The organism is Gordonia sp. N1V (assembly GCF_029269935.1).
Taxonomy (GTDB): domain Bacteria; phylum Actinomycetota; class Actinomycetes; order Mycobacteriales; family Mycobacteriaceae; genus Gordonia; species Gordonia polyisoprenivorans.
Map to the genome: position 1 here is coordinate 205738 of NZ_JARJDD010000005.1, position 25746 is coordinate 231483.

The window sequence follows — 25746 nt, forward strand, 5'->3', positions numbered from 1 at the left end:
GGTCAGGACACGGGGATCACGGTCGGGCGTTCGCCGCGCACGCGCACCAGCGAGCGCAGGACCACCGCGCAGATCAGCGACAGGACCAGCAGCGTCAGCCCGAAGTAGATCACCGCGTCGGAGGCCACCCAGATGGCTCCGTACGCTCCGGCGACCAGCGAGCCGACCGTCACCCCGCCCACCTCCTGCGCCATCCAGATCCCGTTCACGCGACCGAGCAGTGGACCTGGGGTGTGTTGCTGGATCAAGGTGTAGCGCAGCACCTCCTGGACGGATTCGAAGTACCCGACGACGACGAGCAGGCCGAGCATCAGCCACGCGTAGGGCGCGAGTCCGAAAGCGATCATGATGACGAAGGTCAGCGTGAGCGCGGCCAGCAACACCACGCCCGGCCGTCGGAGTCCGCCGAGCCAACCGCTGGTGATCGCGCCCAGCATCGCGCCGGTGGCCACCGCGGCGAACAGCAGGCCGGTGATCGAGGCGTTTCCGTCGAATCGCTGCGCCACGAGCGCCGGCAACAGGGCGACGATGCCCGGCGCGAACATCGCCAGCGTGCCCACCGCCATCACCGCGGTGATCACCCGCCGGGTGCGCAGGAACCGCCACAGGGACGGTGTCGTGGCGGCGGTGGTTTCGACGGTCGTCGTGTCGTCCGGGGTGCGGTCGCCGGGCTCCTCGTCGGCGCGCTCCGATCGGTCGCCGAGAATCGCCGCATCCGGTGGGAGACTCGGCAATCCGAGAAGGATGAGCACCGCCACCGTGGCCACCACCGCGGCGGTGACGTAGGCCCACTGCACGCCGGCCGCGCCGATGATGAATCCGGCGATCCCGGGGGAGACCGCCGAGCCCAGACGAACACTGAACGCCCCGAGCGCACCGACCGAGGGGAGGTGTCTCCTGTCGATCAGCGTCGGTATGGCCGCCATCAGCGCGGCAATGGACAGTGCCCCGATGAGCCCGTCGGTCACGGCCAACACATAGAGCACCGGTAGCGCCGCAGCCTGACCGAACACGCCGAAGGCATTGGCGGCCAACCCCATGAAGGCGAGCGCGGCCGCGCTGCGCCCGACGAGGATCAGTGACCGGCGATCGAACCGGTCGGCGAGGACACCGCCGAGGGGCATGCCGAGGAACGTCGCGAGGCCGGTGACCGCGGTGGCGGTGCCGACCTGCATCGACGATCCGGTCAGGTTGTACACCTGCACCGGCACCGACACCAGCAGCATGCCGATCCCCACGAGGGAGATCAACCGGGCCACGAAGATCCGTCGGAAGGGCACGCTCACCCGTAGCGGGGTGATGTCGATGAGCACTGCTCGGACGGCTGCGGCCATCAGTTCTCTCCAGGTGTCGGGGTCGTGTCGTTCTCGGTGAGTGTCGTGAGCGCGGCGACCCATCGATCGGCCAGTGCGGCCACCGTATCGTCGTCGACCACGCCGGGCTGCGACACCCATGTGGCACTCAGTTGCGGACCGTCGGGCCCGTCGAGGGTGACCACGTTGATGATCAGGCCGTAGCCGGCGGGCATGAGTTCGCCGGGGCCGATCTCCGCCGATTCCGGGGCCATGGCCCATCCGTCGAACTCGAAGGACCGGTATCGGCCCAGATAGTTGAATTCGATGGCGGCCGAGGGCAGATCGATCCCGGCCACATGGCGCAGGAGGCCGTAGCCGAGTCCGCCGTCGGGGATCTCGGCACGCGTGGCGGCCAGCGCGCGCGCCTGTTGGGCGGCATCGGATCCGCCGCCGACGACAACGGGATGCACGGCGGTGAACCATCCGACACTGCCGGTGAGGTCGGCACCGGGTACGGCCTGCTCCTCGCGACCGTGCCCCTCGAGGTCGACGAGTGTCGGCGCGGGTAGTGCGGCACCCAATGCACCGAGCAACACGTCGTCGATACCGACCCGCAGCCGTGCCGGCAACGGACCCAGGACGGCTCGCGCGACCGGCGTGTCGACGGTGACCCGATGCCGGTGGGCGTGGACCTCGCGATCGATGTCCGGGGCCGGTGGCCGCGAGAACACAGGCGCGGTCGCCGAGGCGGTGAGCCGCTGCCACAGGGGGAGTTCGCCGCGGCGATCGGCTGCCACCAATTCGGTTGCCCAACCGGCGAATCCGGCCGGAACCGGGCCGAGGGAGACCGGCTGACCGGCGACGATCTGGGTGTAGGCGGCGATCAGTTCGGGGACGACCACACGCCACGAGACGCCGTCGACGACGAGATGGTGGATCTGCAGGAGCAGACGTCCGGGTTCGTCTCCGAAGTCCAGCCACACCACCGACATCATCACGCCGGCCGCCGGGTCGAGGTGCTCGCGTGCCCGCTGCGCCACCGCCGTGACATCGCGGTCGGTCTCCCGGCGCACCGGGACGGGTGCCGAATCTGCGGGAATGTCGAAACGCCAGGGGTTTTCGTCGGCGACGAGTCGTGCCCGCAGCATCGCGTGCCGCGTCGTGAGTGCCGCCAGAGCGCCGGAGAGGGCATCCACATCGAGTCCGGCGGGCACGGTGAGCAATGCCGACTGATGGAATCCGGTGACGAGCCGGGCATCGGATCCGGCGAGCGACTGCAGCCAGCGCACGATCGGGGTGGCCGGGACCGGGCCCGACTCGAGACGCGGCAGAGCCGCGGCTTCGGTGGCCTGCCCCGCCACGGGGACGCGCAGGCGTGCGGCGAGTTCGGCCGGGGTGCGATGGGTCATCACATCGCGGGGGCCGACCACGAAGTTCGCTGCACGCAATCGCGCGACGAGCTGCATCGCCACGATGCTGTCACCGCCGAGTTCGGCGAAGTCGTCGTCGATCCCGATCTCGTCCGCGGCGAGATCGAGCACCTCGGCGAAGGCCTCGCAGATGCGTTGCTGCTCGGGTGTTTCCGGCGTGCGGATGACCCGATCGAACGACGGCTCCGGTAGTGATCGACGGTCGATCTTCCCATTGCTCAGGGTGGGCAATGTCGCGCAGATGACCACAACCGCGGGCACCATGTAGTCGGGTAGTGAGGACCGTAGCCGCGCGCGGATGGCGGAGGCCTCCGGTGTCCGATCCTGGGCCGGTACCACGTACCCGATCAGATGACCGCCCCGGGCCACCGCGATCGCGGCCGAGACGTCGGCATCGGCGAGCATCGCCGCCTCGACGTCGCCGAGTTCGACGCGGTGCCCGCGGATCTTCACCTGATCGTCGCCACGACCGCGATACTCGATCGCCGCCGCGCCCGGTCCGTTTGCGCCTGCGGTCGTCCAGCGCACCACGTCGCCGGTGCGATACATCCGGGTGCCGTCGCCGGCGATCGGGTCGGCGACGAACCGCTCGGCGGTCAGTTCACCACGCGCGAGGTAGCCGCGGGCCAAACCGGCACCGGCGAGGTACAACTCGCCGTCGACGCCGTCGGCGACCGGCAGCAGATGGTCGTCGAGGACGTAGGCGCGCACCCCGTCGACCGGATGGCCGATCACCGGTCGGGGCGTGTCGGACACCCGCGCGACGAGCGCGTCGACGGTGCCCTCGGTGGGGCCGTAGAGGTTGTAGGCGTCGGAGTCCGGTAACGCGCGCAGCGCCTCCCACTGTTCGCCGGAGATCGGTTCACCACCGAAACCGATTGCGGCCATCGACCTCTCGACGCCGCCGAGCTGCCGAAGATGTGACGGGGTGAGTTCGAGGAAGTCCCACCGCTGCTCGAGGAGGGTGGCCGCGAGAGCCTGCGCGTCGCGCTGGACCTCGTCGTCGACGATGCTCACCTCGTGGCCGTCGAGCAACCACAACTGCGGCTGCCAGGAGGCGTCGAAGGCCAGCGACCACGCATGCCCGACTCGCAGCCGCTCGCGGCCGGTGCGCGCCACCGCAGGCCGGTGCAGCATCCGGCGGTGGCTGGCGAACAGGTTGCTCAACCCCCGGTGGGTGATCACCACGCCCTTGGGTGTCCCGGTCGATCCGGACGTGAAGATGAGATAGGCGGGATGCTCGGGATGGATCGGGGTGCTGCGTATCTCCGGCACCCACGACGCCTCGTCCCCGCGGGGTGCGAGGAGATCGTCGTCGAGGCGGTCGATGATGCGTTGCGGCCGGGCGGCCTCGATCATCGCCGCCACCCGGTCAGCGGGGGTGTCGGGCTCGATCGGCAGGTACGCCGCACCGGCATAGAGGACACCGAAGATCGTCTCCATCGCGGTGATCCCGCGCGGGAGCCGGACGACGACGACGTCCTCGGCGCCGATCCCGGCGCCGATCAATCGGGCGGCGATCAGCCGGACCCGGTCGTGCAACTCGCCGAAGGTGCGTCGCCCGTCCGGCCCGCGCAGCGCCGGCGCCGACGGGTCCCGCTCGACCGCGGCGTCGAGCAGCACGTCGAACGTGGTCGGTTCGGGGCCGGGCCGGTACAGCTCCCGGCGCTCCCGGGCGGTCCGGATGTCCAACTGACGCAACGGCGTATCGGGCCGCGCCGCCATGAACTCAAGAATCGTCACGAGCCGCTTTGCCATGGCCTCGACGGTCGGCCGGTCGAACAGGTCGGTGCTGTATTCGATGACCCCGCCCACACGTGCCCCGCTCGATCCTGCGGTGGTCGCGTCACCCGAGGTCGAGTCCTCGGTGAAGTCGAACGACAGATCGAACTTCGCGGTCGTCGGTGCGGGCAGCGAGGCGGGGGGATTGCGCTCCGGATCACCGCCGGGCAGCACGCCGTCGACGTAGACCACCATCGTCTGGAACAACGGGTTCATCGCCGCCGACCGTTGTGGGGCAACGGCTTCCACGACCCGTTCGAACGGGACGTCACGGTTGGCCAGAGCCGCGAGGTCGGCCTCGCGTACCCGTGCGAGCAGTTCGGTGGCCGACGGGTCGCCCGACAGGTCGGTGCGCAGGACGACGGTGTTGAGGAAGAATCCGACCAGGCTCTCCAGGCGCGTGTCCGACCGCACCGTCACCGGGGTACCGAGTGCGATGTCGTCTCCGCCGCCGAGCCGCGACAGCAACACCGCGACCGCCGTGCGCATCAGCATGAACATCGACGTCCCGGTGGCCGCAGCGAGGCGGCGCAGGTCGCCGACGAGTTCGGCACGTAGTGCGAGGAACACCCCGTCGCCGCGTCCGGACGGGCGTGGCGGTCGGGTGTGGTCGTAGGGCAGCGCGAGCTCGTCGGGTAGCCCGTGCAGCGTCTTTCGCCAGAAGGCGAGTTGTCTCTCGCCACGCCCACCCTCGATCAGATCTCGTTGCCACGCAGCGAAATCCGAGTACTGAAGGGGCAGCCGCGGCCACTGGGGTGCGCGTCCGTCCGCTCGCGCACGATAGGCCGTGGTCAGGTCTGCGCGCAGCGGCGGAGCCGACCATTCATCGGTCGCGATGTGGTGGATCGTCACCAGCGCCACGTCATCGGTGGTCGCCACCCGAATGGGGATCTCGGTCGCCAGGTCGAACGCATGCGCGGCCACCCGGGCGAGATCGGTCGGGTCGGTCACCGTTTCGACGACGATCTCCGGATCGTCGAGGACCTCGGGACGCTGGTCGGGGTAGCGAGTTCGCAGGACCTCGTGGCGCGCCACCACATCGGCGACCGCCGCGCGCAGCACCGTGGGATCGATGGTCTCGGCCGGGCCCGTCGGTCCGCCGGGCCGCCACAGCATCGGCACGTTGTAGGTGCTCGTGGGTCCGGCGACGCCGTGCAGCGTGAGCATCCGCTCCTGCCCGTAGGACAACACCGCGCGTCCACCCGCGCGGCGCCGCAGTTCCGTTGCGCGCGCGGCGGTGTCGGAGTCTGCGTCGGCGGGCAGGGCGAGGAGGTGTGCGGCAAGCCCGGCGACCGTCGGGTGATCGAAGAGTGTCCGCAACTCGAGATCGTGGCCCAGGGTGTCGCGGATCAGGTTGATGGCCCTGATCGCGAGCAGTGAATGTCCGCCGAGGGCAAAGAAATCCGCATGCACGTCGGCGACCGGGTGACCGAGCACAGCACCGAAGATCTCCGTGAGATCGGTTTCGATCGTCGAACGTGGTGCGGTGGCGCTGTGCTCGTCGACACCGCTGTTGTCGGCGGTGTCCGGCACGGGTAGCGCCGACCGATCCAGTTTGCCGGTGTGGTTGTACGGGAACGACTCACACACCACGATCGGGGTCGGGACCATGTAGGACGGCAGACGTCGCCGCATGGAACGCTCGACCGCCGACACCAGTGCGGTGTGATCGGCCAGGGATTCGGAGGAGGATGTGTCGATGACCGACGGGTCGGTGGGCACGATCCATCCGATGATGCGGTCACCGTCGACGCGAACGGCCGCGGCGGCCACCCCGTCGACGGCGCGCAGGCATGCTTCGATCTCGCCGAGTTCGACCCGGTTGCCACGGACCTTGACCTGGGTGTCGGCACGCCCGAGGTACTCGAGTTCGCCGGAGCGGCGGACGACGAGGTCGCCGGTGCGATAAAGCCGGGCACCGGGCACGTCGCCGGTGGGATCGGCGACGTAGGCCGCCGCGGTCAGGTCGGGCCGGCCGAGATAGCCGCGGGTCACCGGGATCCCGCGGACATACAGTTCCCCGGTCACGCCGTCGGGAACGCGCCGCAGCGACTCGTCGAGGACGAGCAACTCGGTGCCGGCAACGGGCCGGCCGATCGGCACCGTCGGGCCCGTGACGGTCGGGTCGGCGAGCCGGTCGGTCACGACGACGGTGGTCTCGGTCGGGCCGTAGGCATTGATCAGCGACACCCCGGGTGCCGCAGCGCCCACCCGTCGGGCCAGCGCGGCCGGCAGGGCCTCACCGCCGGCAATGATGTGGCGCAGGCTCGGTAGTCCGGCGAGGTGGTCCACGAACAACTCGAGCAGCGAGGGAACGAAAACCGTGGTGGTGACGGCGTACTCGCCGATGAGTCGGGCCAAGTGTCGTGGATCCCGGTGGTCGCCGTCGGCGGCGACGACCACGGTGGCACCGGTGACGAAGGGCAACAACAACTCCCACACCGCGCCGTCGAAGCCGACGGGTGTCTTCGCGAGGACCACATCGCCGGCACCGAGGCGACCGGGAATGGTGTCGCGCCGCCAGCGCAACACATTGACCACGTTGCGGTGGCTGACGACGACACCCTTGGGTGTGCCGGTCGAGCCGGAGGTGTAGATGACGTAGGCCGCATCGTCGGGTCGTGCCGTGCGACGCAGGACACCGGCGGCACCCGGGGTGCCCGGGTCGATTGGCGATCCGCCGGCCCCGAGGAGGATCGTCGGGATCCCGGGCGCCGCCGCCCGGGCGATGGACGCGGTGACGGTGTCGGCGAGTACCGCGACGGGCCGGGCGGCGCCGAGGATGGTGGAGACACGTTCGGTGGGAACGTCCGCGTCGATCGGCAGATAGGCTGCGCCACTATGCAACACGCCCTGGAGGGCGACGAGCTGCGCCGCACCACGGGACATGAGGACGGCGACCACCGGATCGGCGGTGCCGGCGAGGTGTTCATCGAGCCGATCCGCGATCCGCAGTGCGGTGGTGCGGGTGTCGGCATAGGTGAGCGCAATGCCGCTCACGTCACGGACGGCGAGGACATCGCCGTGGGTCCCGGCGTATTCGTCGAGCAGATCGACCACGGTCGTGGAATCGTCGGCCGTGCCGCGCGGACCCCGTTCCTCGGTGCGTAGACGCGCGATCTCGGCGTCGTCGAGCAGGACGATGTCACTCACCGGGACGTCGGGATCGTCACCGACCGTGGCGAGTACGCGCATCAGGCCGCGCAGCAGGGTACGTGCCGTCGACGGATCGAACTGTGCGGTCGCGTACTCGAGCGCGACGCTCAACTCACCGGAGTGCGTGAGGTCGACGACGGTGAAGCCGAGGTCGAACTTCGCGGACTCGGCGACCAACGGCATGAATGTGGCCCTGACGCCGAGGAAGCTCTGCGGAACCGCGTCGAGCGGCAGATACGAGACACTGACCTGAAACAGCGGATTACGGCCCGACTCGCGGCGCGGTGTCAGCCGTTCGACGATGCGTTGGAACGGCACGTCCTGGTGGTCGAAGGCCGCGAGATCGGCCGTGCGCACCCGCTCGACGAGTTCACCGAAACGAGGTCGGCCACTCACGTCGGTGCGCAGCACCTGCGTGCCGACGAAGAACCCGACGAGATCGTCGAGTGCCGGGTCGTTGCGTCCGGAAATGGGGCTGCCGAGCGGGATGTCGTCGCCGGCACCCACCCGATGCAACAGAGCCGCAACCGCGGCCTGCACCACCATGAACATGCTGGCGCCCCGCGCCGAGGCGAGTGCGGCCAGGCGGGCCCGGGTCGCCGCGTCCACGATCGCGGTCTCGGTGGCCGCGGGTCCCGCCACACCCGGTCGCCGCGCGTGATCACGCGGCAGTGGCAATTCGTCGGGCAGATCGGCGAGCGTCGAGGCCCAGAAGTCGAGTTGCTCATCACCACGCTCGATGAGCCGATCCCGTTGCCAGAGCGCGTAATCGGCGTACTGGACCGGCAGCGGAGCGAAGTCGGGTGCGGTACCCGCCGCCCGCGCGAGATATGCGGCGGTCAGATCGGTGAGCATCGGCCGGTCCGACCATTCGTCGGTCGCGATGTGATGTGCGGCGATCGTGAGCACACCGGCGAGAGTGCCGGTGGCAGAAGGTTTCTCCAGCAGATCCAGACGGAACCGGATCGGGGGAGCGGTACGCAGGTCGAACGGGCGGGTCAGCGTCTCGCGGGCCCGTTCACCGAGCACCGCCTCCGGGTCGTCGACGTCGTCGAGCGTGTGCACCTCGACCAGCGTCCGTGCGCCGATCATCTCGGAGATCTGCTCGACCGGCAGGATCGATTGGTGCGCGACGAGATCGGCGGCGCTGCCGGTGGTGTCGGTTCCGTCGCCTCCGTCGACGATGACGGTACGCAGGCTCTCGTGGCGGATCAGCAGGTCGGCCACCGCGGCCCGCAGGGCGTCGGGGTCGATCGGCTGGTGCAGGCGGATCACGTGACCGTAATGGTAGGAGGTGTCGTCGGGATCGAGGCGATAGAGCACCCACAGCCGTTCCTGCGCCGGGGACAACGGGATCCGATCCGGGCGGGGCCCGACGACGATGTCGGTACGCGATCCGGTGAAGTGCACCCGGGCGGCGATCTCGGCGGGAGTCCGAGCCTCGAACAGATCGCGGATGGTGATCTCGGCGCCGAGCTCGCCACGCAACGCCGACACCAGTTTCATCGCGGCCATCGAATGTCCACCGAGTTCGAAGAAATCGTCGTCGACACCCACCACCGGATCGGCGGTATCGGCGGCGGCTTCGCGTGTATCGATGGCGGCTTCGCCGCGAAGCCCGAGGACCTCGGCGAACATCGCACACAGCCGACGCTCGAGGTCGGTGCGCGGGGCCCGCCGGGTGGTGGCCGGCGCCGGCTGCGGCAGCGCCTTCACGTCGAGTTTGCCGTTGACCGTCATCGGGAATCCGGCCACCGACGCGAACAGCGTCGGCACCATGTAGTCCGGCAACGTCGCGGCGAGGCGCCTGCGCACATCGGCGACGTCGACACCGAGCTCCGGATCCGCCGGAATCAGGTAGGCCACAAGGCGTTTGACGCCCGGTGCGCTGGGGTCCTCGGCGGCGACGACGGCCGATCCGGCGACGTCGTCGAGTGCGGTGAGCGCGGCATCGATCTCGGCCAGCTCCACGCGGTGGCCGCGGACCTTCACCTGATCGTCGGTCCGACCGAGGAAGTCGAGGTTGCCGTCGGCGCGCATCCGCATCAGATCCCCGGTGCGGTACAGGCGCCCGCCGGTGCCGAACGGGTCGGCAACGAACCGCTCGGCCGTCAGATCCGGCCGCCCGAGGTAGCCGCGCGCCAGGCCGGCACCGCTGATGTACAACTCGCCGGCAACCCCGGCCGGAACGGGACGCAGCCACCCGTCGAGCAGGTGCGCACGGGTGTTCCAGATCGGTGTGCCCACCGACGAGGTGTCGGACTCGTCGGTGCCGATGCCGAGTGTGTTGATCGTGTACTCGGTCGGCCCGTACAGGTTGTAGCCGAAGGTCTTCGGGTGTTCGCGCAAAGCCGTCCACACGGGATCGCCGACGGCTTCGCCACCGAGCAGCACCAGCGGTGGCACGTGCGTGTCCTCGTCGAGGAGACCGTCGGCGAACAACTGTGCCGCGTAGGTGGGGGTCACGTTGACGACGTCGATGCGATGCCGTGCACAGTAGGCGACGAGCGCGGCGGAGTCGCGACGCAGATCCTCGTCGCAGACGTGCACCTCGTGGCCATCGACGAGCCAGAGCAATTCCTCCCACGACATGTCGAAGGCGAAGGACACGGTGTGCGCGATCCGCAGCCGCCCCTGCACACCGGCGGCGCGGGCCACCGCGATCGCCGGCTCGAACACCTTCTCCCGGTGGTTCAACTGCATGTTGGTCAGGCCACGGTAGGGGGTCACCACACCCTTGGGGCGTCCGGTCGACCCCGATGTGTAGATCACGTAGGCCGGCCAGTCCGGGTCGACCCGCGGGACCGGCCAGGTGGGGCCCGCCGTCTCGGGGAGATCATCGATCACCAGCGTCGGTACCGCCACGCCGGCGAAACGCGCAACGACGCGACTGTGCGACAGGATGATCCGCGGTTCGGCGTCGGCGAGGATGCCGTGCAGCCGGTCATCGGGATGATCGAGTTCCAGCGGGAGGTACGTGGCGCCGGCCCGCAGGATCGCGAAGAGCGCCACCACCGTGTCGATACTGCGCGGAACCGCAAGCGCGACAATGCTCTCCGCGCCGATGCCGTGGTCGTACAACACGTGGGCCACCCGATCGATGTGGGTGTCGAGGTCGGCGTAGGTCATCCGGAGAGTGCCGAAGACGAGGGCCTCGGCGTCGGGGATCGACGCGGCCCGCTCGGCCAGCAGGTTGGAGACCGTGAGATCGGGCAGTGGGTGGATCGGGCCGTCCAGGCCGACGTCTCCGGGGAGGTCGAGGTCGACCGAGCCCACCGGGTCGGTGAGGTGATTGCCAAGGATCGCCAGTGCCCGCCGGAACCGGGTGAACAGCGCCGTCGCGGTCTGCTCGGAGACCAGATCGTCGCGGTACTCGAGCCGGAAACGGATGTCGGCCGACGGGGTGACCACCACGGCGACCGGATAGTGGGTGTGATCGAGGCTGCCCTCACCGATCACGTCGTGCAGCGCCGCCTGTTCGCGTTCCTCGTCGTCGGTACGGAAGTTCTGCAGCACGTAGAGGACGTCGAAGAGCACCGGGTGCCCGGTCTCCTGCTGCAGCCGCGCCAGACCGATGTGGTCGTGCGCCATCATCTCGACCCGCTCGGCCTGCATCCGCCGCAACAGTTGACCGACGGTCTCGTCGGGCCGCAGTAGCGTGCGCACCGGCACCGTGTTGAGGAACAGACCGATCACGGTGTCGATCCCGTCGACCTCGGTGGGACGCCCGGCGACCGTCGAACCGAAGGCGACATCGCTGCGTCCGAGCTGCCGCGACAACGTGAGATTGAGTGCGGCGGTGATGATCGTGTTCAGGGTGACACCGGCCGAGCGTGCGTCGTCGCGCAGCCGTGCCGACAGATCGGCACCGAGCTCGACGTCGAGGCGTCGGGGCGCGCGAGGAGTGGAGCCGGCCGCGCGGGGCGCGATCAGCGCGGGTTCGTCATAGCCGGAGAGGTGGTCGGTCCAGGCCGTGATCGACGCATCGTCGGACCCGTTGGCCGCCAGCCACACCAGATAGTCCCGCAGTGATGCCTCTCGCGCCGGCACCGGGGTGTGATGGAGATGAGCGAGCAACCGCGAGACGAACAGTCCACCGGACCAGCCGTCCCACAACAGGAATCGCCGGTTCACCACCAGCCGATCGCGGCCCCCGGGTAGGTGGATCAGACGCATCCGCCACAGGGGAGCGCGGTCGAGTCGAAAGCTCGTTGCGCGGTCCTCGGCGAGGATTCGTTCGACGCGCTCGCTCAGGTCGGGGTTGGTGGCGTCGGACAGATCGATCTCGGCGACGTCGGGTCGTACGTCGGCGGCGATGATCTGTACGGGCCGCCCGTCATGCTCGACGAAGGCGGCGCGCAACTCCGGATTTCCATGCAGGAGTGCATATGTCGCGTCGGTGAGCGCCACCGGGTCGATGCGATGGCCGAAGTCGAGCCAGAACTGGGCGGTGTAGATGTCGGCGTCGGCATCCATCTGCGCCTGGTAGTAGAGACCTTCCTGCAGCGGCGTCAGCGGCCACACGTCGGCGATCTCGCCGTGCACGGCGGTCAACGCAGCCAGCTCGTCGGGGTCGAGGACCACGAGATGCTGCGAAGCCGCCCGGGCGACGGCGTCGATGAGGGCGTCGGCCAGGGCCTCGGCGTCGGCGACCAGTCCCGGATCGACCTCGACGATCAGGGTCCGCACCCCCTCTGATTCGACCCCCTCTGATTCGACCCCCTCTGCGACGACCCCCTCTGCGACGACCCTGACCCGGACCGGGTGATCGGTCGGCAGACCGTAATCCCCGACGAGCACCGTGGGTTCGGCGATCTCGCCGGTCGCCCCCGCGGCCGTGAACGCGGCGCCGACCTGCGGAGACAGGTGGCGCAGGAGGTCGAGCGCCGGACCGGGCACGGGTGTCGTGCTGCCGTCGGCGAGGTCGATGCGCATAGGGGTGAGCCCCTGGAACGGGCCGGTGGTGCGTTCGGCGCCGGCCGGCCGGAGGTCGGTGACGACGTCGACGAGCAGATGAGTGCCGACGCGTGTGCCGTAGACCGCGCGCACCGCCTCGGCGACCGCCGACAGCAGTTGCCGGGTGGTGGGTGCCGTGGCAGCCGGAATCGTGCGGCGGCAGACGGGTTCGGGTATCACGGCTTCGGTCGCCGTGGCGCCGTCGTGAGGAGCGGGGAGAGCCGCTCCCGGTGCGAGGATCTCCATCCATCGGGGCAGGGCCGAGGTGTCGGTCGCCGCCGCGGTCAGTTCGGCGACGGCCCGACCGAGGGACATCGGGACCGGGTCGACATCGGGTTCTCGCCCGGCGGCGACGTCGGCGAGGGCATCGAGGAGGTCGGCCCGCAGGATCGACCGTGACGCCGGGTCGACGACCGCCGAATCGAGCACAACCGTGAGGGTGTCGCCGTGCTCACCGAGGATCGCGTATGGCGGCTCCGGCTGCTGCGTCGTGGTCGCGCCCGGGATGTCGACGAGCCGGATCGCTGCGGTGTCGGTGGGCGCGGTGCTCAGTGTCCAGAGGATCGGCACCGGGCGGGAGAGGGTGGTGCGCAGCGCATCGTGACGTGCCGACAGACGGCCGAGAATCCCCTCGATCGTCTCGGCGGTCGTCTGCGGCGCCACCGACACGTGAATCCGGCTCGGCGGCAGCTCTTCCGGATCGTCACCACCTGCCCGGAGCCGCAGCAGGGCGGGCGTCACCGCGGCCGACGGCATCGCCTCGTCCTGGCGGACGGGGTCGGCGCCGTCGAGGTGGACGAGCCGGTCTCCGGGGCGGTCGGCGAGGCGGGTGAGGAATTCGTCGAAGGCGGCGGCGAGAGTGCGTGCGTCCTCGGCTGCCCCGTCGACCGCGCGGATGACCACCTCGGCGGGAAGACCCCGGCGGCGCAACTGTATCTGGATCTCCACGTCGGAGACCGGTCCCGACGCCAGGGCGTGGACGACCATCGGTTCACCGCCCATGGTCTGGGTGGTGGTGTGCGACATGACATTCACGCCCAGACCGAACATGCGATACGGGCCGGTCGATTCGGCGGGGTTTGTCGATGTGGCGGGGTTTGTCGATGTGGCGGCAGCGGCGGCGAGCGCGCGACCGAGATCCTCACCGCGGAATCGGCTGTGCGGCAGGAGCGAGAACAGGGCACGGTCGACCTGTCGGGCGAGGTCGGTGAGACGATCGCGATCGGATGCCTGCACCCGCAGCGGCAGGACACTGGTCACCATCGACGGGGTCGTCCGGATCCGGCGGTCCACCCGGCCACTGACCGGTAGTGCGAACACCAGGTCGTCCTTGCCGGTGCGGGTGTGGGCGAAGGCGGCGACCGCGGCGATCAGCATGATCGTCGGCCGGACCCCGGCGCGCGTGGCCGATTCCCGGAGCACCGACAGACGTTCGACATCGATCTCGAAACGTGCGTGTGCGCGTCCGACGCCCGGCGCCACCTCACCCTCGAGCAGCCGAACCGGATCGGGCCGGTCGGCCATCATCGTGGTCCAATGCCGTCGATCCGCCTCGAATTCCGGGCCGGTGCGATAGGCCTGCTCGGACTCGATGACCTCGCGCAATGTCCAGCCCGCGGCCGGGGTGGCGCCCTCGTACGCCGAGCGCACGGCCTCGCAGAAGGCGACCAGACCCATCCCGTCGCAGACGAGGTGATGGACCTTCAGATAGATGTACACCGGTGTCGGCGCGCCGGCAGCGCGCCCGCCCACCCGGAGCAGACTGCACTCGGTCAACGGGCCCGCATGAATGTCCATGGGCCGCGCCATGTCCGCGGCCATCCACTGATGGGCGTCGTGGCCGCGCAGGTCGACGATGGGCACATCGAAGTCCTCGATCGGCAGGACGCGCTGACCGAGTTCGCCGTCGAGCTCGATGAACACCGCGCGCATCGCCTCGGCCCGATCGATGGTGGCCAGGACCGCCGCGCGGAGACGTTCGAGATCCAACGACGCCGTGGCCTCGATGTAGAGCCCGGTGTTGTAGAGCGCGGGGTCGGCGGCCACCTGCAGCCCGAAGTAGATGTCGCGCTGTCCGGCGAGCACGGGCACCACCGGTTCGCCCGCACCGGTTCCGGGGGCTGACGCGGATGCGGACGGTTGGGTCGTCGAGGTCACGTGGGAACTCCGGAATCGTCGAATGTGGACTCATCACGTGCGGACAGGGCGGCCAGGGTGGACAACGCATCCGCCCATGCCACGCCCAATCGCGTCACCGCGTCGTCGCTCAGAAAGTGCTGCAGGTAGCCGAAGGTCGCCGAGAGAACGGGCCCGTGCGCCTCGTCCCGGCACACCACGTCGATCTCGAGCAGATGATCGCAGCCGAGATCGGGGTCGGGCAGCGCCCGCAACGACGACGACTCGGCCGATGGCTGCCACGCGCCACCGCTGCCCACGGTGAATCGGCCCAGATAGTTCAGCAACACCGAGGCCTTCGGCATCGTCGCCAACGCCGCCGAGGTCTGCGGGTTGAGGTGACGCAGCATCCCGTATCCTGCTCCGGCGCAGGGCGTTTCGTGCCATTGCCGGTCGGCGTCACGGACCGCGTCCAGCGGGTCCGCGTCGTCGTCGGCGGGTCCGGACAGACGCACGGGTGCCATGGTGGTGAACCACCCGACGGTGTGTGAGAGATCCATGGCCCCCAGGCCGGCCGCCTCGGTATCGCGGCCGTGACGCTCGGTGTCGACGATCAGATCGGCGGTGCGCAGGACCGCCGAGGCGGCGATTCGCAACGCGCCCAGGAAGATCGATGTCACCCCGACATCGAATGCGGCAGGCGCGTCGGTCACCAGCGCCCGCGAGGTCGCCACGTCGAGGGTGACCACATGACGACGCTGATCGCCGACCACCCCAACGCCCGCGGGTACACCGGGCAGCAGGTCGCCGCCGGGTGCGAGAACCCGAACCCAGTGGTCGAGTTCGCCGAGCAGCTCCGGTGCGCCCGCGCGAGCCGCCACCGCCGCGGCGTGGTCGGCGATGGTCGCATCGGAGCCCGCGGGCAGTCTGCCGTCGGTGTGGAAGGCCACGAGGTCGTCGATGAGGATGCGCCGCGACACCCCGTCGACGGCGAGGTGATGGATCACCAGCACGAGCCGACCGGCATCCGCGTCGGTCGCCGGCCGCAGATGGGCGGCGGCGACCATACGTCCCTGCGTCGGTGCCAGGCGTGCGGCCGCGGCGTCGGAGGCGACGGTGACGGTGTCGGCGACACTTCCGTGGGCATCGATCGGCATCTCGACGAGAATCTCGGCCGCGGGGACCGATCCGGGTGGCGACACCGTCAGGCCCCACACCCCGGCGGTCACAGACAGGGTCATGCGCAACGCATCGTGATGATCGAGAAGCGCTTGGAGTGCGGCGGTGAGGGATTCGGTGTCGGCATCCGGTGGGGTGTCGATCACGAGCGACTGGTTCACGCGGTCCACGGTGCCGCCGAGCTCGCGCAGGCGGTGCATGATCGGCAACAGGGCGACGGGCGTGGGGGCCGAGTGCGGGGCAGCCGTGTCGTTCGGCGCACCGTCGTTCGGCGCACCGTCAGCGGGCGCGACGATCGGTTCGGCAACGCCGGCGAGACCGGCGACGGTTCGGTGCGCGAACACCTCGCGCGGCGTGATCCGCAGGCCTCGGCGTCGAGCCCGGTTGACGATCGTGGTGGACAGGATGGAGTCACCACCGAGGGCGAAGAAGTCGTCGTCGACGCCGATCGACGTGGGGTCGAGCCGCAGCGTCTCGGCGAAGATCTCCTGGATCATCCGTTCGGCGTCGGTGATGGGCTCACGGCCCGCACCCGACTCGGCCGGGGGTTCGGGATCGGGGAGTGCCGACGTATCGGTCTTACCGTTGGTGGTCAACGGGATCCGGTCGAGCAGGGTGATCGCGGCGGGCACCAGGTGCTCGGGCAACCGCTGGGCGAGTGCAGCCCGGACGGCGTCGGCGGTCAACTCGGCACCGGCCGGATCATGGCCTGCGGGAACGACGTAGGCGAGCAGCCGGGGATCACCACCGGGGCCGGGACGGGCGATGGTGACCGCATCGGCGACTCCGCGCAGCGAGCCGATCGCTGCGGTCACCTCGCCGAGTTCGATGCGGTAGCCGCGGATCTTGACCTGCAGATCGCTGCGGCCGACGTAGTGCAGCTCACCGGTCGCGGTGCGGCGGAACAGGTCACCGGTGCGATAGACGAGCCCGCCCGGGCTCGTCGGGTCGGCGACGAATCGGGTGGCGCACAATGCCGGCCGGTGCAGGTAACCGGCGGCGACCTGCGGGCCGGCCAGATACAGCTCGCCGACCACGCCGACGGGGACCGGGCGCAGGTGCCGGTCGAGTAATCGCCCGGTGAATCCGGGGAGCAGCGCACCGACGTCGCTGCCGGTGGCGTGAGCGGCTGCGGCGGCGTCGATCTCGCGGTGGGTGGCGTGCACGGTGATCTCGGTGATGCCGTACATGTTCACCGCCCGGACCCTCGGGTGACGGCGCAGGAAGCCGGTGAGCCGTCGGGGGTCGAGGGCTTCGCCGCCGAACACGAGATACCGTAGCGACGCCAACGAGGTGGGGCCGGAAGTATTGTCGTACAACGATTCACCGGTCTCGGCCGACGACACCGTGGCATCGAGAGCGGCGAACGCCGACGGCGTCTGATTGAGCACGGTGACGCCCTCGCGGGTGATCAGTGCGGCGAGATCGGCGGGGGACCGGGTGGTGTCCCGATCGGCGATCACCAGCCGGGCGCCGGTCGACAACGCGCCCCACATCTCCCACACGGAGAAGTCGAATGCGTAGGAGTGGAACAGCATCCAGACGTCGTCGGCGTCGACGTCGAAGAGGCCCCGGGTGTTCGCGAGCAGCGCGCAGACGTTGCCGTGGGTCACCTGGACGCCCTTGGGGCGCCCGGTCGATCCGGAGGTGAAGATCACATATGCCGTGTGCCGGGCGCCGATCGTGATCTCGGACCACCCGGCCGGCGGGCCGTCCGAGCCGGCGCGGCTCAGGTAATCGGCGTCGACGGTGAGCACCGGTCGGGCGTCGTCGAGGATCGTCTCGATCCGCTCGGCCGGGTAGGCGTGATCGATGGGGACGTAGGCCGCTCCGGCGCGCAGCACGGCGAGAACCGCGATCACCTGATCGGCACCGCGGGGCAGCACCAGTGCCACCAGGTCGCCCACCGTGACGCCGTCGGCGACCAGCTGCGACGCGAGTTGCGCACTACGGGAGTCGATCTCGCGGTAGGTCAGGGCGGCTGTGCCGTCGGTGATCGCGACCCGGTCGGGGTGTCGTGACACGGTCGAGGTGAACACCTCGACCAGCGTCGACGGACCGCGGGTGGCCTCGGTGGCGCCTCGGTTCTCGTCCGGAACCCCTACTGACGCAAGCGCATGGACCGCATCGGGCATGACGAGCCCGGCCAGCCGCCGGTCGGGGTCGGTGGCCAGCACGTCGAGCACGGCGACGGCGCGATCGGCGAGCCGATGTGCGGTGTCGTCGTCGAACAGATCGGTCGCGTACTCGAGCCGCAGTCGCAGTCCACTGCCGTCGCCGGTGTCGGGCAGCCCCACGAACTCGTAGGTGAGATCGAACTTGGCCGTCCGGGTGGGCGGGAACAGCGGGGTGGCCTCGAGTCCGGGGAACTGCGGGGCCACGATGGGATCGCGGTACTGCACCATGGTCTGGAACAGCGGGTGCCGGGCCAGCGATCGGGTCGGTGCGAGCGCGGCGACGAGCTGCTCGAACGGCAGATCGGCGTGCGCGTACGCGTCGAGATCGGCGCTGCGGACACGTGTGAGTACCTGTGCCAGAGTGGGATTCCCGCGCAGGTCGGTGCGCAGGGCGAGCGTGTTGACGAACATCCCGATCAGGTCTTCGGCGGCGGCGTCACCGCGGCCGGCGATCGGGGTGCCGACCACGATGTCGTCACCGGCACCAGAGGCGGCGAGGCTCAGCGCGACCGCGGCGTGGACCACCATGAAGCGCGACGTACCCGTTGCCGCTGGGAGACGGTCGAGGGCACGGCAGACACCGAGCGGGAGCGTGCGATGAACCTCGGCGCCGCGATGGGACGGTTCGACCGGCCGGGCGCGATCGACCGGTAGTGCGATCTCGTCGGGTATCCCGTCGAGTGTCTCCCGCCAGTACGAGAGTTGCTCGGCGGCGAGCGAATGCGGATCGGACTCGTCACCGAGCCGCGCCAGCTGCCAGATCGTGTGATCGACGAATTGGACCGCCGGAGCGGCGGGAACCCGATCATCTCGGTGCTCGACGACGGCGCGATACCCGGCAGCGAGTTCGTCGAACAGTCGTCCCGCCGACCACTCGTCCGCGGCGATGTGATGCACCGTGATCAGCAACACCGACGATGTCGCCGACAGGGCGATCAGGTCGGCGCGCAGGACCCGGTCGCGGGCGAGATCGAACGGTCGTGCGATGAGCGCGGCCATGGTTCTGTCGAGGTCGGTGGTGTCGTGCTCGGTGGTCCCCGGGCCGTGCTCGTCGAGGCGGTGCTCGTCGAGTGTCGTCGCCACCGCATCCGGGGCATCGATGACGGGATGGCCGTTGACGATGCGGGTTCGCAACACCTCGTGGCGGGTGACGATGCCGTGTAGGGAGTCCCGCAGGGCGCCGGCATCGATCGCGGTGCCGGCGTGGGCGTCGAGCCGGACGGCGAAGGCCACCGTGTAGGCGGAATCGTCGACTCCGGCCTGGAACAAGAGCCGTTGTTGAGCCGGCGACAACGGCAGCGGATCGGGGCGCTCTGCGGCGCGGGGCCCGGACCCGCCGGTGGTGTCGTCTGCATCCGTGGCGTCGCGGCCGTCGGCAAGTGGGAGCAACCCCGCCAGATCGGCGAGTACCGGGTTGTCGAAGACGTCGGCGACCTGCAGTGCCCGGCCGGTGGCGACGCGCAGCCGGGTCACCATCCTCGTCGCCGACAGTGAGTGGCCGCCGAGATCGAAGAAGTTCGCATCGACGACCGGTTCATCGATGCCGAGGACGTCCGCGGCCGCGGCGACCACAAGTCGTTCGTTGTCGGTCCGGGGCTCCCTTCCGCCGGTGCTCGCAGCGTGGTCCTCGGGGGCGATGAGTGCCCGGCGATCCACCTTGCCGCCGGGGGTGAGCGGCAACTCGTCGAGCACGGTGATCGTCGACGGCACCATCGCCGCGGGTAGGGCCTGACCCACCGACGCGGTGACCGACTGCGGTGACACGGTCCCGGAGACGAACGCGTGGATTCGGTGGTGGCCGTCGCGAGTTCCGGTGGTGGTCACCGCGGCCTGCGCCACGCCGTGCACGGCGGTCAGAGCGGCTTCGACCTCGCCGAGTTCGACTCGCACACCGCGGATCTTGACCTGTGCGTCGCGGCGTCCGAGCAGGCGCAGTCGCCCGGCGGTGTCGATCAGCCCCCGGTCACCGGTCCGATACATCCGTGCACCACCGGTGACGTCGGCGACGAAATGCGTGGCCGTCCACTCGGGATGCGCGCGATAGCCGCGTCCGAGTTGTCCGGCGCCGGGCCGTATTTCGGACACATACACCTCGCCCGCGGTGCCTGCCGGTACCGGACGCAGCAGGTGATCGAGTACGACGATGCGCGTGCCCGGCACCGGTGTTCCGACGTGGATCGCGCCACCGTGGTCGCCTGTGATCGCGCCCGTCGTGACATCGCCGGCGACCTCGGAGGAACCGTAGGAGTTGATGACCTCACCGGCATGTGGGGTGAGCGCAGCCGCGACGGCCGGGGGCAACGGTTCACCGGAAACGATCCACCGATCGAGATCCGGTGCACGACCGTCCTCGACGATGGTGTGCGCGAGTGACGGCACGGCGGTGATCTGCCGGACGCCGTGGGCGGCAGCGAGTTCGGCGAGTCGGCCGGCGTCACGGAGTTCGGCGTCGGAGGCGAGGACGACGGTGGCCCCGGCCGACAACGCGCCGAGGAGCTCGGTGGTTCCGTCGATGAAGGCGATCGAACTCTTCGCCAGGACCACCGGGGCTTCCCAGTCGGTGGCGGCCCAGGAGAGCCGGCGAGCCAGGGCGCCTGCGGTGCCGATGACTGCCTTCGGTGTACCGGTGGACCCGGAGGTGTAGACCAGGTAGGCGGCCGAATCCGGATGCGGCGATACCGGTTCGGTGTCGGACGCGGTGTCGGCGGCGAGCTCAGCGCGGGTCAGTTCGGTCCGGGTCAGCTCGGCGTGGGTCAGCTCGGTGCAGGTCAGTTCGGCGGCGAGGGCGTCGTCGACGACGAGGTCCGGGCGCGCGTCGGTGAGCATGAACTCCACCCGGGCCCTCGGGTAGGCGGGATCGATCGGTAGGTAGGCGGCGCCGACCCGGAGCACGGCGAGCAGCACGGCGACCATGCCCGGCGTGCGGTGCGCGTGGATCGCGACGATCGACTCGGTGCCGATACCCCGCGCCCGCAGCGCGGCGGCGGCGCATGCCGCGGCGCGGTCGAGGTCGCGGCGTGAGACGCTGACCTCGCCGGCGAGGAGAGCAACCGCGTCACCCTGTCCGGCGGCGAGGTGTGCGATGCGCCGGGCAGGTGGCTCCGCGGCGGTGGCGGGTGGTCCGGACATGATGGAGGGGTCGCCGCGGTCGGATCGTGGCAGTCCGCCGCGTGGTGTGTCCGGTGCGGCGGCGATCGTCTCCAGCATGCCGAGGAGGCGATCGAGCAGCGCCGGGTCAGCGCCGTGGTGCTCGAGCAGGATTCGGATGTCGGGTTCATCCTCGACGAGAACCGTTGCGGCGTAGGTGTTCTCGTCCTCGAGCTGGGGTCGGACCGCGCCGCGGGGAAAGCTTTCGAAGACGAGCAGCGTGTTGAACAGTTCCCCGAGCCCGGTCGCCGCGCCGATGTCACCGAGAGCGGTGTGGTGATGGGGGAGCAGGGCGAGCTGTTCCCGCTGGAGTCGGGTGATGAGCTCGACGACGGTCTCGGTGGGGTCGAGCCGGACCCGCACCGGGATCGTGTTGATCAGCATGCCGACCATCTCGTCGACACCGGGCAGTGCGGGATCACGGCCCGAGACCACCGCGCCGAAGACGACATCGTCGGAGTCGTCGAGGTCGGCGAGCACCAACGCCCACGCGACCTGGATGAGGGTGTTGACCGAGGCGCCCGCGGATCGTGCGGTGGTACGTAGCTGCCGCGACGCCTCGACACCGAGGAAGCGTGCGATCACCCGGGAACCTTGTGCGGCAACGGGATCGACCGGTACGAGGGTCGGTGCCCGCAGGCCAGTCAGCGCGCGACGCCACGAGTCCAGTCCGCTCGGCAGCGTCGTCCGCCACCGATGGAAGTCACTGATGGGAACGACCGGGTCGAGTGGTTCGCCGCGCAGCACGTGCACGATCTCGTCGACGACGCGGTGCAGAGACCATCCGTCGAGGGCCACGTGGTGGACCACCAGCAGCAGGTGTGCGGTACCGGCGCGCGCGTCGCGGGCCACGACCGCGCGCAGGGGAGGTGCGGAGGTCAGGGAGATCCCCTGCCGGCGCAGGGATTCGCGGAGGCCCTCGGGCCCCCCCGACTCGGCGGGATCGACGGTGTCGATCCGGATCTCGACCTCGGTGTGCACGCGGGCGACCGGCGCGCCGGTACGCCGTCGCGTGTAAGAGGTCCGCAGCATGGCGTGCCGGGCGATCACCGTCTCCAGCGCCGACCGTAGCGCCGAGTCGTCGACATCGCCGGAGTCGGCACCGGACGCGACGACGGCGAGGTCGAGATCGGCGATGATCAGATACGGGTCGTGAGAGTCGTGCTCGCGCGACCGCGTGGAGTGATAGACGATCGCCTCCTGCACCGGGGTCAGTGGCAACACGTCCTCGAGCGCCCGCTTTGCCTGCGTGTCAACGCTTTCGGTGACGGCGCCATCTGTTGCCTCCGGAGCGCTCACAGCAGGTCCTCCCCGATCAGGTCGTCGAGCTCGTCGGCGTCGATCCCCGCGGTGGTGTGCGCACGGGGTTGCAGGCGGTGCTCGTGTGGTGGTGTACCGCGCTCCGGATCGCCGCCCGGATCGGTGCCCGCCGATCGGGAGACGATCGACGCGACTGCCGCGAGCCGGGCGACGGTCGGATGGTCGAACACGTCGAGAGGGGTGAGACGCACACCTCCGACGGCTGCGCGGGCGACGACGCGAACGGCGGTGAGGCTGTCACCGCCGAGAACGAAGAAGTCGTCGTCGGCGCCGACGCCGGCAACCCCGAGCACCTCGCCGACGATCTCGGCGAGGATGCGTTCGGTGTCGGTGACCGGGGCCCGACCCTGACCGGCCAGAGCCTGAAAGTCCGGTGCGGGCAACGCAGTGCGATCGACCTTGCCGTTGGGGGTCAGCGGGATCGCCTCGAGCACCTGCACGGTGGCCGGGATCATGTAGTCCGGCAGCCGCCGGGCCAGATGTGATCGCAGCGCCGACGCGTCGATCCCGGATTCTCCGGCGGGGGTCGCGTAGGCCACCAACCGGCCGTCACGCTCGACCACGACGGCGCGCTCGATCGAGTCATGTTCTGCCAGTGCGGTTTCGATGTCACCGAGCTCGACGCGGAAACCCCGGATCTTGACCTGGTGGTCGGTGCGGCCGAGGCATTCGATCTGCCCCGTGGCCCGGCTGTGTTCCGATGTCCTGCGGCGAGCCAGATCGCCGGTGCGGTACATGCGTGTCCCGGGCGCCCCGAACGGGTCGGCGAGGAAACGTGTGGCGGTGAGCCCGGCTCGTCGGTGGTATCCGCGGGCCAGTCCGGCGCCACTGAGGTACAGCTCGCCGATCGCGTCGTCGGGGACCGGGCGCAGGGTGGCGTCGAGGATGCGGACCCCGGTGTTGGCGATGGGCGAGCCGATCACGATCGCGTGTTCATCGACCACCGGTGCGGTGGTCGACCAGATGGTGGTCTCGGTCGGTCCGTACATGTTGCGTACCGATGCCGCCGCATCGAGCAGGCCGGCGGCAACCCGGGTGGGAAGTGCCTCCCCGCCGACGAGCACGTCGACCCCGCGTAGGGCCTCGGCGTGGTCTGAGTCCAACAGCGCCGACCACAACGACGGGGTGGCCTGCATGTGGTCGATGCGGTGGGTGCGCAGCAGCCCCGCGAGCCGCCCGGGATCGTGGACGTCGTCGGCGTCGGCGAGGACCACCGTCGCGCCCGCGGCAAGGGGGACAAGGGTTTCCAACAGGGCGATGTCGAAGGCGATGGTGGTGACCGACAACACCGATCGCCCCGGCCGATAGCCGATCTCGTCGATCATCGCGTCGGTGAAGTTGCGCAGTGCGCCGTGCCCGACGACGACACCCTTGGGGGTGCCGGTCGAGCCCGAGGTGTAGATCACGTAGGCGGGATCGCCGTCCCGACCGCCGGCACGGCCGGCACGCCGGGTCGACGAGGCGGTGTGCTCCCGAAGCCGACGGACACTCACCCCGGTGGGGCCCTCCTCGACGACGGCAACCGGGTCGGCGTCGGCGAGGGTCGCCGAGATCCGTTCGGCCGGAAAACCCGGGTCGAGCGGCAGGAATGCCGCGCCGCTGCGATGGACGGCGAGGAGTGCGACGACGAGATCCACCCCGCGGGGCAGCGCGACGGCGACGATGTCCTCGGCATCGAGTGCGCCGAGCTCGTCGGACACCGAGGCGATACGGGTGCGCAGTTCATGATGGTCGATGCGCGCCGCGCCACAGATGAGCGCGATCGCGTCCGCGGGTTGGGCGGCGATCCGATCGAGCAGAGATGTCGCGCCGATCGGGGTGCGAGTCCTGGCGTCCTCGTCGCGGATTCGGGCCGCGCGGCGCTCGTCGGCAGCGCCGTCCAGCGAGACCGCGCCGATGCCCACGGTGGGCACAGAATTGGGGCGCACGGAGTCGACGGTGCGGGCCGCCGCCTCGGCGAATTCGGCTATGCTGCCGGCGATCTCGTCGACGCGCCGTGGTGGGTACAAGTCGGCGTCGGCGTCGAGGACCAGTTCGAGATCGCCGTCGAGGTCGGCGGCGGTGATCGCCATGTCGACGAGCGGCCCCCGAGCCAGCGACCGCACGTCGGCGACATGCCCGCCGACGGTGACGGTCGCCGAGAACGGCTTGATGTTGAGCGTGGGACCGGTCGCGCCGTCGACGCCTTGTCGCCGCAGGTCCCGAACGATGTCCTCGCCACGGTATCGGGCGTGGGGGGAGACAGTACGCAGGCGGTCGGTGACCCCGGCAGCGATCTCGGCGATCGAGCGGTGTGCGGGCGTGTGGACGCGCAACGGAATCACGTTGACCGCCGAACACGCGCAGTTGGCCACCGGGGAGCCGAGCCGGTTCATCATCGGGAAGCCGAGCACGACGTCGTCGGTGCCCGCGAGCCGACCGCAGAAGGCGGCGATGACGGCGGTCAGCATCGACGGATTCCGGGTCAGCGCGCCGCACGCGGGAATCACGCTGCGGCGGGTGAGGATTCGCGAGGCGACCCGATGACCGCGCGGGCGGTCCGACAGTGTCAGCGGAGCCGTGATCCCGGTCAACTGGTCGGCCCAGAACGTGCGGTCATCGGGGCCCGCTGCGTCGAATCCCGCTGCGTCGAGTCCATCGGGGAGGTCGGTGACCGATCGGAGGCGGCGCGGGTCGGCGGGATCGTCGTAGAGGTGGCCGATGCGGCGGGTCAGGAGGCCGAGTCCGTAGGCGTCGAGCACCAGATGGTGGGCCACGATGACCAGGGCGATCCGGTCGCCGGCACGCAGGATCTCGACCCGGGCGCAGGGGCCGGTCCGCGGATCGATGGACCCGGTGACGACGGTGCGTGCGTGTTCGAGTGGCGCGTCGGCGTCGGGTCGGAGCTCGACGCGGGTGACCGGCACCGGGTCCCCGAGGACGAAGTGCAGGCCCGAGCCCGGATCGGAGTCGGTGGCGGGGGTGGTCTCGACGAATCGGGCGCGGAGCAGGTCGGCCTCCGTCACCGCCGCCGCGACGGCGGCGGTCAGCCTGTCGAGGTCGGGCGCGGAACGGAATTCGACGAGCTGACCGATCGTGAACACCGCAGACGCCCCGACCACCGACTGCGCAGCCCACAATCCCAATGCGGCCGCGGACGCGGGGTACGAAGGCTCGCGTGCGGCGAGATCGAGCTCAAGCATGATAGGA

4 protein-coding genes are annotated in these 25746 nt (G+C 70.0%); all 4 read right to left on the bottom strand.

Annotation, left to right across the window (positions count from 1 at the left end; translation table 11 throughout):
• Positions 1 to 2 precede the first annotated feature (2 nt).
• From P3L18_RS09165 to P3L18_RS09180, 4 genes are read right to left on the bottom strand one after another with little or no spacing between them, the layout of a single operon-like run.
• Entirely contained in the window at positions 3 to 1334 is a 1332-nt protein-coding gene (locus tag P3L18_RS09165) for an MFS transporter (RefSeq protein WP_276113928.1), read from the bottom strand.
• Positions 1334 to 14776: a non-ribosomal peptide synthetase gene (locus P3L18_RS09170; protein ID WP_276113930.1), complete on the bottom strand. Its 13443-nt coding sequence runs from the start codon at positions 14774 to 14776 to the stop codon at positions 1334 to 1336. Before P3L18_RS09170 ends, P3L18_RS09165 begins: the two co-directional genes overlap by 1 nt.
• A complete protein-coding gene (locus tag P3L18_RS09175; RefSeq protein WP_276113931.1) occupies positions 14773 to 22536 on the bottom strand; it encodes a non-ribosomal peptide synthetase in 7764 nt (2587 codons plus the stop codon). The genes P3L18_RS09170 and P3L18_RS09175 overlap by 4 nt, the downstream gene beginning before the upstream one ends.
• Positions 22533 to 25739: an amino acid adenylation domain-containing protein gene (locus tag P3L18_RS09180; protein ID WP_276113932.1), complete on the bottom strand. Its 3207-nt coding sequence runs from the start codon at positions 25737 to 25739 to the stop codon at positions 22533 to 22535. The genes P3L18_RS09175 and P3L18_RS09180 overlap by 4 nt, the downstream gene beginning before the upstream one ends.
• Positions 25740 to 25746 lie beyond the last annotated feature (7 nt).